Consider the following 14,640-nt stretch of genomic DNA (forward strand, 5'->3'; position numbering starts at 1 on the left):
GCAACCGGCTTGTACGAACCGAGCGATCCAAGGAGGCCCCTGTGGGCCAGGCATCACCTCTTCCCGGCCGGGGCGCCGACGACCTCAGTGGGCGCTCGGCCGTCGTGGCCGGCGGGTCCCGCGGGCTGGGTCTCCTGCTGGCGGACCGGCTGACCGCCCGCGGCTGCGCCGTCACGCTCGCCGCGCGCGACGGCGCGGAGCTCGACCGGGCGCGCGCCAAGCTGCTCAAGCGGCAGCCTGCGGCGACGGTCCGTACGGCGGTCTGTGACCTGCGTGAGCGGGCGGACGTGCGGGACCTCTTCACCGCCACCCAGGACGCCTGCGGAAGCGTCGACCTCGTCATCGCGAACGCGGGCATCATCCAGGTCGCGCCGCTGGAGTCCCTGGACGCGGCGGACTTCGACGACGCGATGCGGTCGATCTTCTACGCGGCCCTGCACACGTCGCTCGAAGCTCTTCCGTACCTCAAGGAGAGCGCGAGCGGCGGGCGCCTCGCGCTCATCTCCTCCGTGGGCGGACTCCTCGGCGTCCCGCATCTGCTGCCTTACGCGTGCGCCAAGTCCGCGGTCGGCACCCTCGCCGAGGGGCTGCGGGCCGAGACCTCCGGGACCGAGGTGAGCGTCACGGCCGTGTACCCCGGCCTGATGCGTACGGGATCCCATCTGCACGCCATGTTCGGCGGCGCGCAGGGGCAGGAGTACGGGTGGTTCTCCACGGTGGCGGGCACCCCGCTGGTGTCGATGAACGCGCAGCGCGCCGCCGAGCGGATCGTGCGCGCCACCGTCCGGCGCCGGGCCCGGCTGGTCCTCACGCCCGCGGCGCGCGCCGCCGATCTGGCGCACGGGATCGCCCCCGCGGCCACCACCCGGCTGAGCGGGGTCGCGGCGCGCCTGCTGCCCCGCGCGCCCGTCCGCCCCCGCGGCATGCGCGAGGGCAAGGACATCGACCCGCCGCGGGGGCCGGTGACGCGGAGCGTCCAGCGGGCCGGGAGCGCGCTGAACGAACGAGCCGCCGACGCATACAACGAACGGGACCGGGACACCCCAGAACGGTGAGCCCGGCACCCGTCGCAGGGGGGCCGGAAGAACTGGGCGACATGCCCGAGAGAGAGCGAGGTCACCATGCCGGCTGGATCCAGCAACAAGCGTGAACGTCAGTACGAGCACATCAAGGAGAGCGCCGAGGAGCGCGGAGCCTCCAAGGGCCGGGCCAAGGAGATGGCGGCCCGTACGGTCAACAAGGAGCGCGCTCGCTCCGGGGAGTCGAAGACGGCGAGCAGGACGTCGACGAAGGACCCGAAGTCCGCCTCGCAGCGCGGCGGCGAGCGCTCGCACAGCGGCTCCCAGGGCCCCACGAAGGACCAGCTCTACGAGGAGGCCAAGAAGAAGAACATCGACGGCCGCTCCTCGATGAACAAGCAGGAGCTGAAGAAGGCGCTCGGCCGCTGAGCGAAGGGGCTGTCGCTGGCTGTCTGCGGCTGTCGGTGGGGTTCCATGGCCGGTGTCCACCGCCATGGAACCCCACCGCCGTGTTCAGGCCGCGGCCCGCCGCTTGCCGAGGGCCTCGACCAGCTGCTCGCGGGTCATCTTCGAGCGGCCCGGGATCTTCGCGTCGGTCGCGCGCCGGTACAGCTCGCTCTTGGTGAGCGCGGAGACGTCCTCCTGCTCGCTCTCGCTCTCCTGTGACTGCTCGCCGCGGCCCTTCTTGGTGGCGCTCTTCCCGGTGCCGCCCTTGGCGCGGTTGCGCTCGACGCTCTGCTTCAGCGCCGACATCAGGTCGATGACGTTGGTCGCCTCCGGCGGCCCGGCCTCGCCGACGATCTCCTTGCCCTCGCGCTTGGCCTCGACGAGTTCCTTGACGCGCTCCTCGAAGGTGTCCTGGTAGTCCTCGGGGTTCCAGTCGACGGTGAGCGCGTCGATCAGCTGTCGCGCGGTCCTGAGCTCGCCCGAGGTGACCTTCTGGCGCCGGTCGGGCAGGTTCTCGACCTCGTCGCGGGGGTCCCGTACCTCGTCGGCCCACCGCATGGTGTGCATCACCAGGACGTTCTCCTGGGCGCGCAGAGCGGTGAGGTACTGCTTGCCGCGCATCGTGAAGGTGGCGATGCCCGCCTTGTTCGCCTGCTCCAAGGCGGCGCGCAGCAGTTCGTACACCTTGAGGTACTCCTTGCCGCGCGGCGCGACGTAGTAGGTGCGGTCGAAGTAGACAGGTTCGATCTGGCCGAGGTCGACGAAGCCGGCCATGTCGACGACCTTCGACTTGCCCGGGGCGATCTCGTCCAGCTCCTCCGGCTCGATGACGACGTACTCGCCGCCCCCGAGGTCGTAGCCCTTGACGATGTCGCGGCTGTCGACCTCTTCGCCGGTGCGTTCGTTGATCCGCTTGTAGCGGATGCGGTCGCCGGTGCCGCGTTCGAGCTGGTGGAAGTGGACGGTGTGGTCCTCCGTGGCCGTGAACAGGCCGACGGGGACCGTGACCAGTCCGAAGGTCAGTACGCCGCTCCAGATCGATCTCGCCATCACCCATCGCCTCCTTCGGTCCCCCGGTGGTCACGTGTCTCGCCGGTCAGCCGCTCGACGAGGGCGGCGGCGGCCCCGGCCCGGCCCACGGCCTCGCGCACGGCGTGCTCGGCCGCCCGCGCCCGGTCCCGCGCCGCACGCTCCTCGGCGCGGGCGTGCCGGTGCCGCTCCTCGGTGCTCTCGCGCTCCCGGGCGAGTTCTTCGAGACGCCGCCGGAGGTCTTCCGTCAGCTTTGCGGCCCGCTCCGCGTCGCGGTCGGCCGCCGCGGCCTCCTTCTCACGGTCCCGGAGCCGGCGTTCGGCGTCCTGCGCGTCCTGGCAGGCCTCGGCCAGCTTCTGCCGCCGCCGCTCCCGCGCCCGCGCGTCCCGCTCGGAGTGCGGCGACTTCGCCGGGGCCCGCGGGGCGGGGGCCCGGCGCGGTGGTGCGGCGTCGGCGGCGACCGCGACGACATCGAAGCCGGTGGTCGCGCTGAGCGCCTTGGTCAGGCGTCCCGAGGCCCAGGCCCGGGCGGCCCGCTCATCGGCGAGGACCGCGTGCAGGGTCTCCTCGATCTCGCGCCGGGCGCCTTCGCCGACCGGGTGACCGGCCTCGTCGGCGAGCTGTCCGGCCTGCCGGGCCAGCGCGTGGATCAGGGCGTGCTGCTGACGGGACAGCTCGCGCAGCCGCTCGCCGTCCAGGCCCCGGTGCGCCTGGCGCAGTCCTTCACCCAGTCGGACGAGCGGTTCCACTTCGTCGGGCTGCTCGCGTACGAGGAGGTTGCTGGCCCAGGCGGCCAGGCTGGGGCGCCGCAGGGCCTTGATTCGCTCGGCCAGGGGGCGGTCGCCGCTCTCACGGGCCCGTGCCGCACGCTGGTCCCGGGCGGCGGTGAACTCGTCCGGCCGCAGCCCGTACAACTCGTCGGCGATGGTCTCCAGGTCCACGGCCGCCCTCCCTCCTGCCCCTTATGCCATTTACGGGTAGTTATGGGGTGATTGTTCCGGGACGTCGGTGAAGCCGAAACCCGCCCCGTTCGGTTTCGACCGCTGATCCGGTGAAAAGCGAGAAACGACAGCAGAGGGGGGCACAGCACGACCGGGAGATACGTATGCGCGCCGTCACCGTCCGTCCGTCGTCCGCCGATTCCCTGGAGGTGCGCGACGTACCCGATCCGGTCCCCGGCGACGGTGAGCTGCTGGTGGACGGACTGGCGGTCGGGGTGTGCGGCACCGACAAGGAGATCGCCGCGGGCGACTACGGGTGGGCGCCGCCCGGCGAGGACCGCCTCGTCATCGGCCACGAGTCGCTGGGCCGGGTCCGCGAGGCACCGCGGGACAGCGGGTTCGCGGCCGGGGACCTGGTGGTCGGGGTGGTGCGCCGTCCGGACCCGCGGCCGTGCGGGGCCTGTGCGCGCGGCGAGTTCGACATGTGCCGCAACGGCCGCTACACCGAGCGCGGCATCAAGGAGCGCCACGGCTACGCCAGTCGGTCCTGGACGGTGGAGAGCGGCTACGCCGTACGCCTCGACCCCGGCCTGGAGTCGGTCGGGATGCTGCTGGAACCGACCACGGTGGTGGCCAAGGCGTGGGAGCAGGTGGAGCGGGTCGGCGGCCGGGCCTGGTTCGAGCCCCGGCGGGCGCTGGTCACCGGGGCGGGCCCGATCGGCCTGCTGGCCGCGCTGCTCGGCGTGCAGCGCGGCCTGGACGTGCATGTGCTCGACCGGGTCACCGAGGGGCCGAAGCCGGAGCTGGTCGCCGCCCTCGGCGCGACGTACCACAGCGCGGACATCGGCGACGTGACCTCGGCGATCGAACCCGACGTGGTCATCGAGGCCACCGGGGCGGGCTCCCTGGTCTTCGCGTCGATGGCGGGCACCGCGACGTACGGGGTCGTGTGCCTGACCGGCGTCTCACCCGCGGGGCGGAAGCTGTCGGTGGACGCCGGCTCGATCAACCGGGACCTGGTCCTGGAGAACGACGTGGTCGTGGGCTCGGTCAACGCGAACCTCCGCCACTACCGGCAGGGAGCCGACGCCCTGGCCAAGGCGGACCGCGCCTGGCTGGAACGGATGATCACCAGGCGCGTGCCTCTGGAGCGGGCCGCCGAGGCCTTCACCCCGCAGGACGACGACATCAAGGTCGTCATCACCCTCACATAAGGGCGGCCGCCGACCGGACAGGGCTCTTCGCGCGGACGCTTTGGGCGAGGCGGGCCGTGCGGGTGGCGACATCGACCGTGTACGCGTCCACGGTCATCGCCCGTCCTGACACCTTCAGCACCATGAAGCCGTGGTCGGAGAAGTTCTGCCAGGTCGCCGGGTGGCCGAAATGGGCTCTGCCGTCACCGGCCTTGCCCGCGGCCCCGCACACGATCTGCCGCGTGCCGCCGGTGCGGGCGGTGGGCTCCAGGATCTGGAGCGTGTGGTCGTGCCCGGACAGGATCAGGTCGGCGCGGCCGCACACCACCTCCTCGTACAGCTCCTTGAGGTGGATGCCGCTGGTGTAGTGGCCGATCACGAAGCCGTCGTACGAACCGGCGCTGCCGTGCTTGCCGTTGTTGAGGTAGGGGTGGTGACCGAGGACGATCTTCCAGCGCGCCCGCGACGCCTTGAGCGCGCCGTCCAGCCACCGGCGCTGCTCGCGCATGTAGGGGCCGTCCCACCGGTAATGCGGGTCGAGTTGGGCGACGTAGGAGGAGACGGGGTTGGTGTCGATGGCGAAGAACTCCACCAGTGGGTCGCCCCCGTCGGCCGAGGGCAGCGCGACGTTGTAGTAGCGGCTCGGCATGTACCAGCGGGGCGACCCCTTGGCGTACGAGACCTCACGGTCGCCGCGCGAGGGGTCGCCGCCGCTACCCGGGATCAGCCCCGAGCAGTCGTGGTTGCCGAGGGCCATCAACCAGGGGAAGTCCAGTCCGGAGTTGGGGTCCTCGAACTTGGTGCGGAACTCCGAGTCGTGGTCGGACTCGGGGCCGTTCTCGTAGATGTTGTCGCCGAGGCCGACCGCCAGGGAGACCCCTTCGGCGCGGCAGACCGCACGCGCCGCGGCGGCCACCGCGTGCTGCGCCTCCTCACCGGTGCCGGCGTCGCCGGTGAGGAGCACCGCGTACTCCCCGGACCGGTTCGGCGCGGTCGGCAGCGGGAACTTCCCGTCGCGTGCGGCCGCGGCGGCCCGCGTCCCGCCGCCCGGCAGGACCGTCAGCGCCGCGGCCCCCGCGACCACGCCGCCGAGGACGGCCCGCCGCCGGGGCGCGCGCATGGCGCGGACCCGCTCCCCCACCGGTCCTTCGGCGAGGGCCGGGTCCGCCCGCAGCCACTGCTCCTCCGTCATGTCCGCGCTCGGCGGTATCAACTCGTCGTCGCACATGGGGGGTTTCTCTCACGGCGGGGCGTGAGGTTGGTGGGGAATCGATGAACTCCTGGTGGACGTCCGGCCACGGACGGCGCCTCAGACCGCGGCCGCGTCCGCGGATTCCACCTCGGCCGTCCCTTCCGTCCCCTTGGCGAACTGCGTCCGGTAGAGCTCGGCGTACCGCCCGTCCATCGCGAGCAGTTCGCCGTGCGTGCCGCGCTCCACGATCCGGCCCGCCTCGACGACGAGGATGAGGTCGGCGGAGCGCACGGTCGACAACCGGTGGGCGATCACCACGGCGGTGCGTCCGGCGAGGGCCTCGGCGAGGGCCTCCTGGACGGCGGCCTCGGAGGTGTTGTCGAGGTGGGCCGTCGCCTCGTCGAGGATGACGACCCGCTGGCGGGCGAGGAGCAGTCGCGCGATGGTCATCCGCTGCCGCTCGCCGCCGGAGAGCCGGTAGCCGCGTTCACCGACCACCGTGTCCAGGCCGTCGGGCAGGGAGCGTACGAGGTCTTCGAGCCGGGCGCGGCGCAGCACGTCCCACAGTTCGTCCTCGCTCGCGCCGGGCCGGGCGAGGAGCAGGTTGTCGCGGACGGACTCGTGGAAGAGGTGGCCGTCCTGGGTGACCATGCCGAGGGTGGCCCGCATGGACGCGGCGGACAGGTCCCGTACGTCGACGCCGCCGATCCGCACGGTCCCCTCGTCGGCGTCGTACAGCCGCGGCAGCAGTTGGGCGATGGTCGACTTGCCCGCCCCGGAGGAGCCGACGAGGGCGACGGTCTGGCCGGGCTCGGCGCGGAACGACAGTCCGTGCAGGACCTCGTCGCCGCCGCGGGTGTCGAGTGCGGCGACCTCTTCGAGGGAAGCGAGGGAGACCTTGTCGGCCGCCGGGTAGGCGAAGCGGACGTCGTCGAACTCGACGGCCACGGGCCCGTCGGGGACCGGTACGGCGTCCGGCTTCTCCTCGATGAGCGGCTTCAGGTCGAGGACCTCGAAGACCCGCTCGAAGCTGACGAGCGCGCTCATCACCTCGACACGCGCTCCGGCCAGGGACGTCAGCGGCGCGTACAGCCGGGTCAGGAGCAGGGCGAGCGAGACGATGGCACCGGCCTCCAGGGTGCCCTCCAGCGCGAAGTACCCGCCGAGGCCGTAGACGAGCGCGAGGGCGAGGGCCGAGACCAGCGTGAGCGCGGTGATGAACGCGGACTGCGCCATGGCGGTACGTACGCCGATGTCACGCACCCGGCGGGCCCGCGCCGCGAACTCGGCGGACTCGTCGCCGGGCCTGCCGAAGAGCTTGATCAGGGTGGCGCCGGGCGCCGAGAAGCGCTCGGTCATCCGGGTGCCCATGGCGGCGTTGTGGTGGGCGGCCTCCCGCTGGAGCTTGGCCATACGGGCACCCATGCGGCGGGCGGGCACGATGAACACGGGCAGCAGCACGAGCGCGAGCAGGGTGATCTGCCACGAGAGGGTGAGCATGACGGCGAGTGTGAGCAGCAGCGTGACGATGTTGCCGACGACGCCGGAGAGCGTGTTGCTGAAGGCGCGCTGGGCGCCGATCACGTCGTTGTTCAGGCGGCTGACCAGCGCGCCCGTGCGGGTGCGGGTGAAGAAGGCGACGGGCATGCGCTGGACGTGGTCGAAGACGGCGGTGCGCAGGTCGAGGATGAGGCCTTCCCCGAGGTTCGCCGAAAGCCAGCGGCTCAGCAGGCCGAGGCCGGCCTCGGCGAGCGCGATGGCGGCGATCAGCAGGGCGTAGCGCACGACGGTCGAGGAGTCGGCGTCGGAGACGATGGCGTTGACGACTCCGCCGGCCAGGACGGGTGTGGCCACGGCCAGGAGCGCGGTGATGACGCTCAGCAGCACGAAGTACCAGATGCGGCGGCGGTGGGGCCGCGCGAAGGCGCCGATGCGGCGCAGTGTGGCGCGGGCGAAGGGGCGGCGGTCCTGCTGTGCGTTCATGACGCTGTGCAGCTGACTCCAGGCGGTGACTTCCATGCTCATGAGGAGAACGCTAAGACCTCGACCAAACTTGAGGTCAAGGGTTCACCCTCCCGCGTGGATCTCGTGGCTTCCGCCCCTGCCGCGTCTGTTGACCCGCGTGTATCAGGAACGTACTTTCGCTTCAACTCTTGTGGCCACCACAGAAGTTAACCCCCGCCCCGAGGTGAGAAGGCGAACGCATGCGTGATGTACGAAGGCGTACTTTGCTGTCCGCGATCGGCGCTACGGCGGCCACGGGAGGCGCGGTGGGCGCCGCCGGAGCAGCGGAGCCGGGCACCGCGCACGCCGTGCCCGGCCGCCCGGGGCCGGCCTCCGACCCGCACGACCCTCGCGTCCGGCGGCTGCTGGGCCGTATGACTGTCGAAGAGAAGCTGGGGCAGCTCCAGCAGCTGCCGTGGGGCTGGGACACGGGCCCCGGCGGCGGCGCGTCCGAGGCCGTCAAGAAGGCCGAGGACGCGGCGCGCGCGGGCCGGCTCGGGTCCGTCCTGAGCATCTTCGGCACGAAGGCCACCAACGCCCTCCAGCGCATCGCCGTCGAGGAGTCCCGGCTCGGGATCCCGCTGGTGTTCGGGCTCGACGTCATCCACGGCTTCTGGACGACGTTCCCGATCCCGCTGGCGCAGGCCGCGAGCTTCGACCCGGACGTGGCGCGGAAGGACGGCGAGGTCTCGGCGAAGGAGGCACGTTCGAACGGCGTGCACTGGACGTTCTCGCCGATGATGGACGTGACCCATGAGCCGCGCTGGGGCCGTATCGCCGAGGGCAACGGCGAGGACCCGTATCTGACGGCGGCGTTCGCCGCGGCGAAGGTGAAGGGCTACCAGGGCTACCAGGGCGAGCGGGGCAGAGACGGCTCGGACGGCTCGGCGACGTACGGCGCGAAGGACCGCGTCGCCGCCTGCGCCAAGCATTTCGTCGCCTACGGCGGCGCTGAGGGTGGACGCGACTACAACACCGTGGATGTCTCGGAGTCACGCCTGCGCAATCTCTATCTGCCGCCGTTCAAGGCGGCGCTGGAGGCCGGTGCGGCCACGGTCATGGCCTCCTTCAACACCATCAGTGGCGTCCCGGCGCACGGCAACTCCCACACGCTGACCGACATCCTGAAGAAGGAGTGGGGCTTCGACGGTGTCGTCGTCAGTGACTGGAGCGGTGTCCAGGAGCTGATCCCGCACGGCTTCGCCGAGGACGGCGCGGCTGCGGCCCGCCTCGCCCTCGACGCGGGCGTCGACATGGAGATGACCAGCACCCACCTGCTCACGTACGGCGAGAAGCTGCTGCGCGAGGGGAAGATCAGCGGCGACCGGCTCGACGACGCGGTCGCCCGCATCCTGCGCCTCAAGTTCGACCTCGGGCTCTTCGACGATCCGTACGTCGACGAGGGCGACGCCGTCGACGGGCCGACCGCCGCCGCGCGCGAGGCGGCCCGCGAGACCGCCGCGCGCTCGATGGTCCTCCTGAAGAACGAGGATCATCCGAAGAGCAAGCACAAGGTGCTTCCCCTGAATCCGTCCGTCCGGTCCATCGCGGTCGTCGGCCCGTTCGGCGACTTTGACGACCTCCTCGGCACCTGGTCGTTCCCGGCGGCCGTGAAGAAGTACCCCTCGGTGAAGGTCCTGGACGCCGTCCGGCGCGCGGCTCCGGGCGCGAAGGTGACGTACGCCCGAGGTGTGGATGCCGAGGGCGAGGCCACCGGTGGCATTCCGAAGGCGGTGGCCGCGGCGAGGGCCGCCGAGGTGACGGTGGTGGTGGTCGGGGAGCCGCCCGCGATGAGCGGCGAGGCGGCGGCGCGCAGCGACATCGGTCTGCCCGGCGGGCAGGAGAAGCTGGTGGCGGCCGTCGCCGCGACGGGGAAGCCGTTCGTGGTCGTCCTCGTCAACGGCCGCCCGCTGACCATGGGCGGCTGGCTGGACTCGGCCCCCGCCGTCCTGGAGGCGTGGCATCCGGGCCTTGAGGCGGGGAACGCCATCGCCGACGTGCTGTTCGGCAAGGTCGTGCCCGGCGGCAAGCTGCCCGTGTCGTTCCCGCGCGCGGTCGGCCAGATCCCGGTCCACTACAACCACGAGTCGACGGGCCGCCCCTACGACGCGGACAACAAGTACTCGTCGAAGTACCTGGACCTGCCCCCGGACCCGCAGTTCCCGTTCGGCCACGGCCTGAGCTACACGACGTTCGAGACCGGCGAGCCGAAGCTGAACCGCGAGCGGATCACGGCGCACGCGCTGCGCCGGGGCGACACCCTGGAGGTCTCGGTGGCCGTCACCAACACCGGGGACCGGGCGGGCGACGAGGTCGTCCAGCTGTACGTCCATGACGTCACCGCGAGCATCACGCAGCCGGTACGCAAGCTACGGGGCTTCCGGCGGGTGACGCTGGGGCCCGGCGAGTCCCGGACGGTCCGCTTCCGGATCGGCGCCGACGACCTCGGCTTCTGGACGAACGCGCCGGACGGGGAGTTCCGCGTCGAGGAGGGCGCGGTCGATCTCTACGTGGGCAGCAGCTCGCGGGCCACGGCCAGGCGGAGGCTGACGATCACCTGACGGAGAGGACGAGCACCCGATGGGGACGAGATGCGGTGAGCCGGACGAGCCTCCATGCTGAGAAGGACGGCTCACACCTAGGAGGCCGACGATGTCTGTGATGGACAAGCTCAAGCAGATGCTCAAGGGTCACGAGGACAAGGCCGGCCAGGGCATCGACAAGGCCGGCGACTTCGCCGACGACAGGACCCAGGGCAAGTACCAGAGCCAGGTCGACACGGCTCAGGAAAAGCTCAGAGGGCAGCTCGGCGGGGATCAGGGCAACGAGCCTCCGCGGCGGTGACGCGCGCGGCCACCGGCTGAAGCGGCCGCCACCGATGAACGCCTGAGCGCCACGGGCCAGGGCATACGCCCCCGGCCCGTGGCGCTCGGGCGTTCATGAGCGGCCGCGGCCCCAGGGCCGCTAGGGCCTGTCTGACGCGAGGCCGCCCTCCGGGCGACGACGGGAATGGTCAGACAGGCCCTAGCCCAGTTCGAGCGTGGTGACCCCGAAGACCCGCTCCTGGGCGAACTCCCTGATGGGCCCGGTGTACATACGGGCCGTGTCGAAGGTCGGCTTCATGCCGCGTGCCTCGGCCAGCGCGACAGCCTCGGCGTTGGACTCGGGCACGTCCATCGCGACCGGTCCGCCGTCCGCCTCGGCGACCAGCGCGTCCAGGAGCGCCTCGGCGTCGGCGCGGGTGTCGGCGAACAGCGGCCCGACACGCAGGGCGTCACGGCCCGGCCGCAGCACGCCGTACCCCGTCAGCCTGCCGTCGACGATGCGGGCGAGGGCGCGGTGGCCGGGGGCGGCGAGCCAGGACTCCAAGAAGCGCGGCCGGTCGGCGGGCAGGCACGCGCCGTCGTACGCGAGAAGCGCCCGCAGGCCCGCCGCCTCGACGGGGCGTACGTGCCGGTCGGGCGCCCCCACCGCCGACAGCGGGCCGATGTAGCGCAGCGTGCCGTATTCCCGGGCGAAGCCGGAGCGACGGTAGTTGTCCTGCTGGTCGGGGACGCCGTCCAGGCCCACCGTCCGGCCGTCGGCGTGCGCGAGGCCGGCCTGCCAAGTGGCGAGGCCGAAGCCGCGGCCTCGCTGGTCGGGGCGGACGAGGTAGAAGCCGAGGAACGCGTAGTCCCGCCCGTAGTTGACGACGGAGACCGCGGAGACGGGCTCGCCGTCGAGGCGTCCCACGAAGAACCCTTCGGGGTCCTGAGCGAAGAACGAGGGGGTGTCGCCGAGTCCCGGGTTCCAGCCCTCGTCCGCCGCCCACCCGGTCACGACACGCCAGTCGTCGAGCGCCGCCCGTGAGATCGTGAGCCGCCCAGGGGCCGTATCCGTCATCGCCGCACCCTTCTCGAACCGACATGGTGCGCAGAGAGAGAAGCGCACGCACCGGGGGCATCCTGCCCCGGCCCGTCTCGGCCGATGCCCACGTCGTGCCGGTTCCCTGGCGGGCACGGCAGGGATTCGTTCGAGGTTTTACCTTCCCGATCTGGTCTAGACCTTGACAGGTTCAGACCATTTTCGCTTGAGTCACCGACATCCCCCATGGCGGCGCGGGCCCATCCCCCGCCCCGCCCGTTAGGAGATGTCGCATGCTCAAACGCCTCACCAGCCTCGCGGCCGCACTGGCAGCGGTCGGCGCGCTGATCGTCCTGGGCCCGGCCGCCGGCACGGCGTCCGCCGCCGAGTGCGCCTCGCCCTGGAGCTCCTCGACCGTCTACACCGGCGGCAAGTCAGCCTCGTACAACGGACACAACTGGACCGCCAAGTGGTGGACCCAGAACGAGACACCGGGCCGCTCCGACGTCTGGGCGGACCAGGGCACCTGCGGTGGCGGCACGGGGCCGGGCAACCCCGACCCGTCCGGCTTCGTCGTCAGCGAGGCCCAGTTCAACCAGATGTTCCCGAACCGGAATTCGTTCTACACGTACAAGGGCCTGACCGACGCGCTCAAGGCCTACCCGGGCTTCGCGAACACCGGCAGCGACACCGTCAAGCGCCAGGAGGCCGCGGCGTTCCTCGCCAACGTCAGCCACGAGACGGGCGGCCTGGTCCACGTCGTCGAGCAGAACCAGAACAACTACCCCCACTACTGCGACAAGACCCAGCCCTACGGCTGCCCCGCCGGACAGGCCGCCTACTACGGCCGCGGCCCGATCCAGCTGAGCTGGAACTTCAACTACAAGGCGGCGGGCGACGCGCTCGGCATCGACCTGCTCAACAACCCCTGGCTGGTGGAGCGGAACCCGGCCATCGCCTGGCAGACGGGCCTTTGGTACTGGAACACCCAGAGCGGCCCGGGCACCATGACCCCACACAACGCCATGGTCAACGGCGCCGGTTTTGGTGAGACCATCCGCGCGATCAACGGCACCCTGGAGTGCAACGGCGGCAACCCCGCCCAGGTCCAGAGCCGCATCGACAAGTACAAGGCGTTCACGCAGATCCTCGGCACCACGACCGGCGCGAACCTGAGCTGCTGATCCCCGCGGGCGGGCCTGCGCGGCAGGCCCGCCCGGCACTTCACGTCAGCGGCTCCAGCCGGAACACCGGATGGCGTGCCGCCTCCGCGGCGAACTCCTCGTCGGACGACTCGCCGGTGACGTCGAAGTAGGCCCGGGTGACGGGCACTTCCCGCAGATACTGCCGCAGCACCGGCACGCTCTCCTCGGGCCCGAGCTCGACCACCTTGTACATCCGCGACCTGCCGCCCCTGCCGAGTCCCACCTGCCCGGCCGCGCGGGCGTTGCGCACCCAGTCGCTCACCCCGTAGGCAGCGACGAGCCAGTGCTCGTCACCGTCCGACATCACATCGACCGGCGTGGAGTAGGAACGGCCGGTCTTCCTGCCGCGCACCGTCAGGTTGTGGCGGTAGCCCTTGCCGACCCCGAGCCGCGTCATCGTGTGGAACACGCGATTGATCACACGTGTGCCGGCGTTCATGCGATACGTCTTCGCCATCACCCCTCCATATGCCGAAAGGACGGAGCTTACGGCGCGGCCAGCAACTGGGCGGCACCGAGGCGGGCTTGACGTGCCGGTTCGGGCGAGCCGGAGATCGCGGCGGCCGTCATGGCCCCTTCCGCGAGGAGGACCAGCGGGGCGACGGTGCGCTCGGGCCCGCCCGCTGACGCCACAAGACCGGCGAGGTAGTCGTGGAACGCGCTCTTGTGCGCCCTGACGGTGTCGGCGACCGCCTGATCGACGGCGCCCAGCTCTCCGTAGGCGTTGATGAAGGCACAGCCCCTGAAGTCCGGTTCGGTGAACCACTCGTACAGCCAGTCGTAGACCGCGAGGACCCGCTCCCGGCCCGCGGGGCGGCCCTCCACATGGGCGGCGAGCCGTGCCCGCCACCGGCGGTCGTGGCGGTCGAGACAGGCGCGGACCAGCTCCGACTTGGACGGGAAGACCTGGTAGAGCCGCTTGAGCGAGACGCCCGAGGCCGTGCGGACCTGATCCATGCCGACCGCCTGGACGCCGCGTTCGTAGAACAGCTTCTCCGCGGCGTCGAGGAGCCGGGCCTCGGCTTCGGCGTGATCCATGGGGCCTCCGACGGGTCGGTCGAGAACGGGTCGAGAACGGACGTTCTCTTAGCCTACTACCCACCATTCACCCCCCACCGCCATTGTGCGAGAACGATCGTTCTCGCTAAGGTGACGCCCCCACGGAAGGAAGCCATGACCACACCCTCCACCCCTCGCCCGCCCGTCCCGCCCTTCAGCCGCCGGTCGGCCGTCGAGAAGGTCCGTCTCGCCGAGGACGGCTGGAACAGCCGCGACCCCCAGAAGGTCGCCCTCGCCTACAGCGAGGACTCCCGCTGGCGCAACCGCGCCGAGTTCGTCACCGGGCGCGACGCCATCGTCGCCCTCCTGTCCCGCAAGTGGGCCCGCGAGCTCGAATACCGCCTGATCAAAGAGGCGTGGGCGCACTCCGACGACCGCATCGCGGTGCGCTTCGCGTACGAGTGGCGCGACGACTCCGGCCAGTGGTACCGCTCGTACGGCAACGAGAACTGGCAGTTCGACGCCGACGGCCTGATGCGCGCCCGCCACGCCTCCATCAACGACCTCCCCATCCAGGAGTCCGACCGGCTGTACCACTGGCCGCTCGGCCGCCGCCCCGACGACCACCCGGGACTCACCGAACTCGGCCTGTGAACGACGCACGGACCGGCCGGGCGAACGGACCCGGGCGGCCGTGTGTCATCCCCCGCCGTGCGGGGCACCCGGTCGACGACAACGGCCTGGGTCACCAGGCCCGACCGCCCATCG

The 14,640-nt window shown here is 71.5% G+C and carries 14 protein-coding genes; 7 read left to right on the forward strand and 7 right to left on the reverse strand.

The genetic code is table 11. The features are described from left to right. The first annotated feature begins 41 nt into the window (after positions 1–41). Together ACF062_RS35810 and ACF062_RS35815 are read left to right on the forward strand one after the other, a co-directional pair. Positions 42–1,055, forward strand: a complete 1,014-nt coding sequence (locus ACF062_RS35810) for an SDR family NAD(P)-dependent oxidoreductase (protein ID WP_392143886.1) — start codon at positions 42–44, stop codon at positions 1,053–1,055. Positions 1,056–1,121: 66 nt separating this feature from the next. Continuing rightward, a complete protein-coding gene (locus ACF062_RS35815) occupies positions 1,122–1,448 on the forward strand; it encodes a plasmid stabilization protein (protein ID WP_392143888.1) in 327 nt (108 codons plus the stop codon). A gap of 84 nt (positions 1,449–1,532) precedes the next feature. On the opposite strand, the gene ACF062_RS35820 is transcribed toward ACF062_RS35815, so the two are convergent. Both ACF062_RS35820 and ACF062_RS35825 read right to left on the reverse strand, forming a co-directional pair. Continuing rightward, entirely contained in the window at positions 1,533–2,516 is a 984-nt protein-coding gene (locus tag ACF062_RS35820) for a Ku protein (RefSeq protein WP_392143890.1), read from the reverse strand. Then, positions 2,516–3,436 carry a hypothetical protein gene (locus ACF062_RS35825; RefSeq protein WP_392143892.1) on the reverse strand — a complete coding sequence of 307 codons (921 nt, stop codon included), beginning with the start codon at positions 3,434–3,436 and terminating at the stop codon, positions 2,516–2,518. The genes ACF062_RS35820 and ACF062_RS35825 overlap by 1 nt, the downstream gene beginning before the upstream one ends. 164 nt (positions 3,437–3,600) lie before the next feature. Here ACF062_RS35825 and ACF062_RS35830 point away from each other — a divergent pair, with 164 nt between their 5' ends. Continuing rightward, positions 3,601–4,650 carry a glucose 1-dehydrogenase gene (locus ACF062_RS35830; RefSeq protein WP_392143894.1) on the forward strand — a complete coding sequence of 350 codons (1,050 nt, stop codon included), beginning with the start codon at positions 3,601–3,603 and terminating at the stop codon, positions 4,648–4,650. Here ACF062_RS35830 and ACF062_RS35835 read toward each other — a convergent pair. Next, positions 4,643–5,857: a metallophosphoesterase gene (locus ACF062_RS35835; protein WP_392143896.1), complete on the reverse strand. Its 1,215-nt coding sequence runs from the start codon at positions 5,855–5,857 to the stop codon at positions 4,643–4,645. The genes ACF062_RS35830 and ACF062_RS35835 overlap by 8 nt on opposite strands. A gap of 81 nt (positions 5,858–5,938) precedes the next feature. Continuing rightward, entirely contained in the window at positions 5,939–7,846 is a 1,908-nt protein-coding gene (locus ACF062_RS35840) for an ABC transporter ATP-binding protein (RefSeq protein WP_392143898.1), read from the reverse strand. Positions 7,847–8,025: 179 nt separating this feature from the next. Between ACF062_RS35840 and bglX the strand changes: the two genes are divergently transcribed. Together bglX and ACF062_RS35850 are read left to right on the forward strand one after the other, a co-directional pair. Next, positions 8,026–10,386 carry a beta-glucosidase BglX gene (bglX, locus tag ACF062_RS35845; protein WP_392143900.1) on the forward strand — a complete coding sequence of 787 codons (2,361 nt, stop codon included), beginning with the start codon at positions 8,026–8,028 and terminating at the stop codon, positions 10,384–10,386. Between the two features lie 91 nt (positions 10,387–10,477). Continuing rightward, positions 10,478–10,669: an antitoxin gene (locus tag ACF062_RS35850; protein ID WP_392143902.1), complete on the forward strand. Its 192-nt coding sequence runs from the start codon at positions 10,478–10,480 to the stop codon at positions 10,667–10,669. Between the two features lie 180 nt (positions 10,670–10,849). On the opposite strand, the gene ACF062_RS35855 is transcribed toward ACF062_RS35850, so the two are convergent. Continuing rightward, positions 10,850–11,707 (reverse strand): GNAT family N-acetyltransferase, encoded by an 858-nt coding sequence (locus ACF062_RS35855; RefSeq protein WP_392143904.1) that lies wholly within the window; start codon positions 11,705–11,707, stop codon positions 10,850–10,852. 254 nt (positions 11,708–11,961) lie between these two features. Between ACF062_RS35855 and ACF062_RS35860 the strand changes: the two genes are divergently transcribed. Next, the gene (locus ACF062_RS35860; protein ID WP_392143906.1) at positions 11,962–12,852 is read left to right on the forward strand and encodes a glycoside hydrolase family 19 protein; all 891 of its coding nucleotides are present in this window, start codon (positions 11,962–11,964) and stop codon (positions 12,850–12,852) included. Between the two features lie 40 nt (positions 12,853–12,892). Here ACF062_RS35860 and ACF062_RS35865 read toward each other — a convergent pair whose 3' ends face one another. Both ACF062_RS35865 and ACF062_RS35870 read right to left on the reverse strand, forming a co-directional pair. Beyond that, positions 12,893–13,330, reverse strand: a complete 438-nt coding sequence (locus ACF062_RS35865; protein WP_392143908.1) for a nitroreductase family deazaflavin-dependent oxidoreductase — start codon at positions 13,328–13,330, stop codon at positions 12,893–12,895. 29 nt (positions 13,331–13,359) lie between these two features. After that, complete coding sequence (locus tag ACF062_RS35870; protein WP_392143910.1) at positions 13,360–13,911, reverse strand: TetR/AcrR family transcriptional regulator; 552 nt, start codon at positions 13,909–13,911, stop codon at positions 13,360–13,362. 135 nt (positions 13,912–14,046) lie between these two features. On the opposite strand from ACF062_RS35870, the gene ACF062_RS35875 reads away from it, so the two are divergent. Continuing rightward, the gene (locus tag ACF062_RS35875; RefSeq protein WP_392143912.1) at positions 14,047–14,526 is read left to right on the forward strand and encodes a DUF1348 family protein; all 480 of its coding nucleotides are present in this window, start codon (positions 14,047–14,049) and stop codon (positions 14,524–14,526) included. Positions 14,527–14,640: the final 114 nt, after the last annotated feature.

Origin of the sequence: Streptomyces sp. NPDC015345, from assembly GCF_043078805.1 — a bacterium.
Classification (GTDB): domain Bacteria; phylum Actinomycetota; class Actinomycetes; order Streptomycetales; family Streptomycetaceae; genus Streptomyces.

What these genes read in the sequence shown, in the direction of transcription:
- ACF062_RS35815 (WP_392143888.1), top strand. Translation starts at nt 1,122, where the DNA reads ATGCCGGCTGGATCCAGCAACAAGCGTGAACGTCAGTACGAGCACATC.
- ACF062_RS35820 (WP_392143890.1), bottom strand. Translation starts at nt 2,516, where the DNA reads ATGGCGAGATCGATCTGGAGCGGCGTACTGACCTTCGGACTGGTCACG.
- ACF062_RS35830 (WP_392143894.1), top strand. Translation starts at nt 3,601, where the DNA reads ATGCGCGCCGTCACCGTCCGTCCGTCGTCCGCCGATTCCCTGGAGGTG.
- ACF062_RS35835 (WP_392143896.1), bottom strand. Translation starts at nt 5,857, where the DNA reads ATGTGCGACGACGAGTTGATACCGCCGAGCGCGGACATGACGGAGGAG.
- ACF062_RS35840 (WP_392143898.1), bottom strand. Translation starts at nt 7,846, where the DNA reads ATGAGCATGGAAGTCACCGCCTGGAGTCAGCTGCACAGCGTCATGAAC.
- bglX (WP_392143900.1), top strand. Translation starts at nt 8,026, where the DNA reads ATGCGTGATGTACGAAGGCGTACTTTGCTGTCCGCGATCGGCGCTACG.
- ACF062_RS35850 (WP_392143902.1), top strand. Translation starts at nt 10,478, where the DNA reads ATGTCTGTGATGGACAAGCTCAAGCAGATGCTCAAGGGTCACGAGGAC.
- ACF062_RS35855 (WP_392143904.1), bottom strand. Translation starts at nt 11,707, where the DNA reads ATGACGGATACGGCCCCTGGGCGGCTCACGATCTCACGGGCGGCGCTC.
- ACF062_RS35860 (WP_392143906.1), top strand. Translation starts at nt 11,962, where the DNA reads ATGCTCAAACGCCTCACCAGCCTCGCGGCCGCACTGGCAGCGGTCGGC.
- ACF062_RS35865 (WP_392143908.1), bottom strand. Translation starts at nt 13,330, where the DNA reads ATGGCGAAGACGTATCGCATGAACGCCGGCACACGTGTGATCAATCGC.
- ACF062_RS35870 (WP_392143910.1), bottom strand. Translation starts at nt 13,911, where the DNA reads ATGGATCACGCCGAAGCCGAGGCCCGGCTCCTCGACGCCGCGGAGAAG.
- ACF062_RS35875 (WP_392143912.1), top strand. Translation starts at nt 14,047, where the DNA reads ATGACCACACCCTCCACCCCTCGCCCGCCCGTCCCGCCCTTCAGCCGC.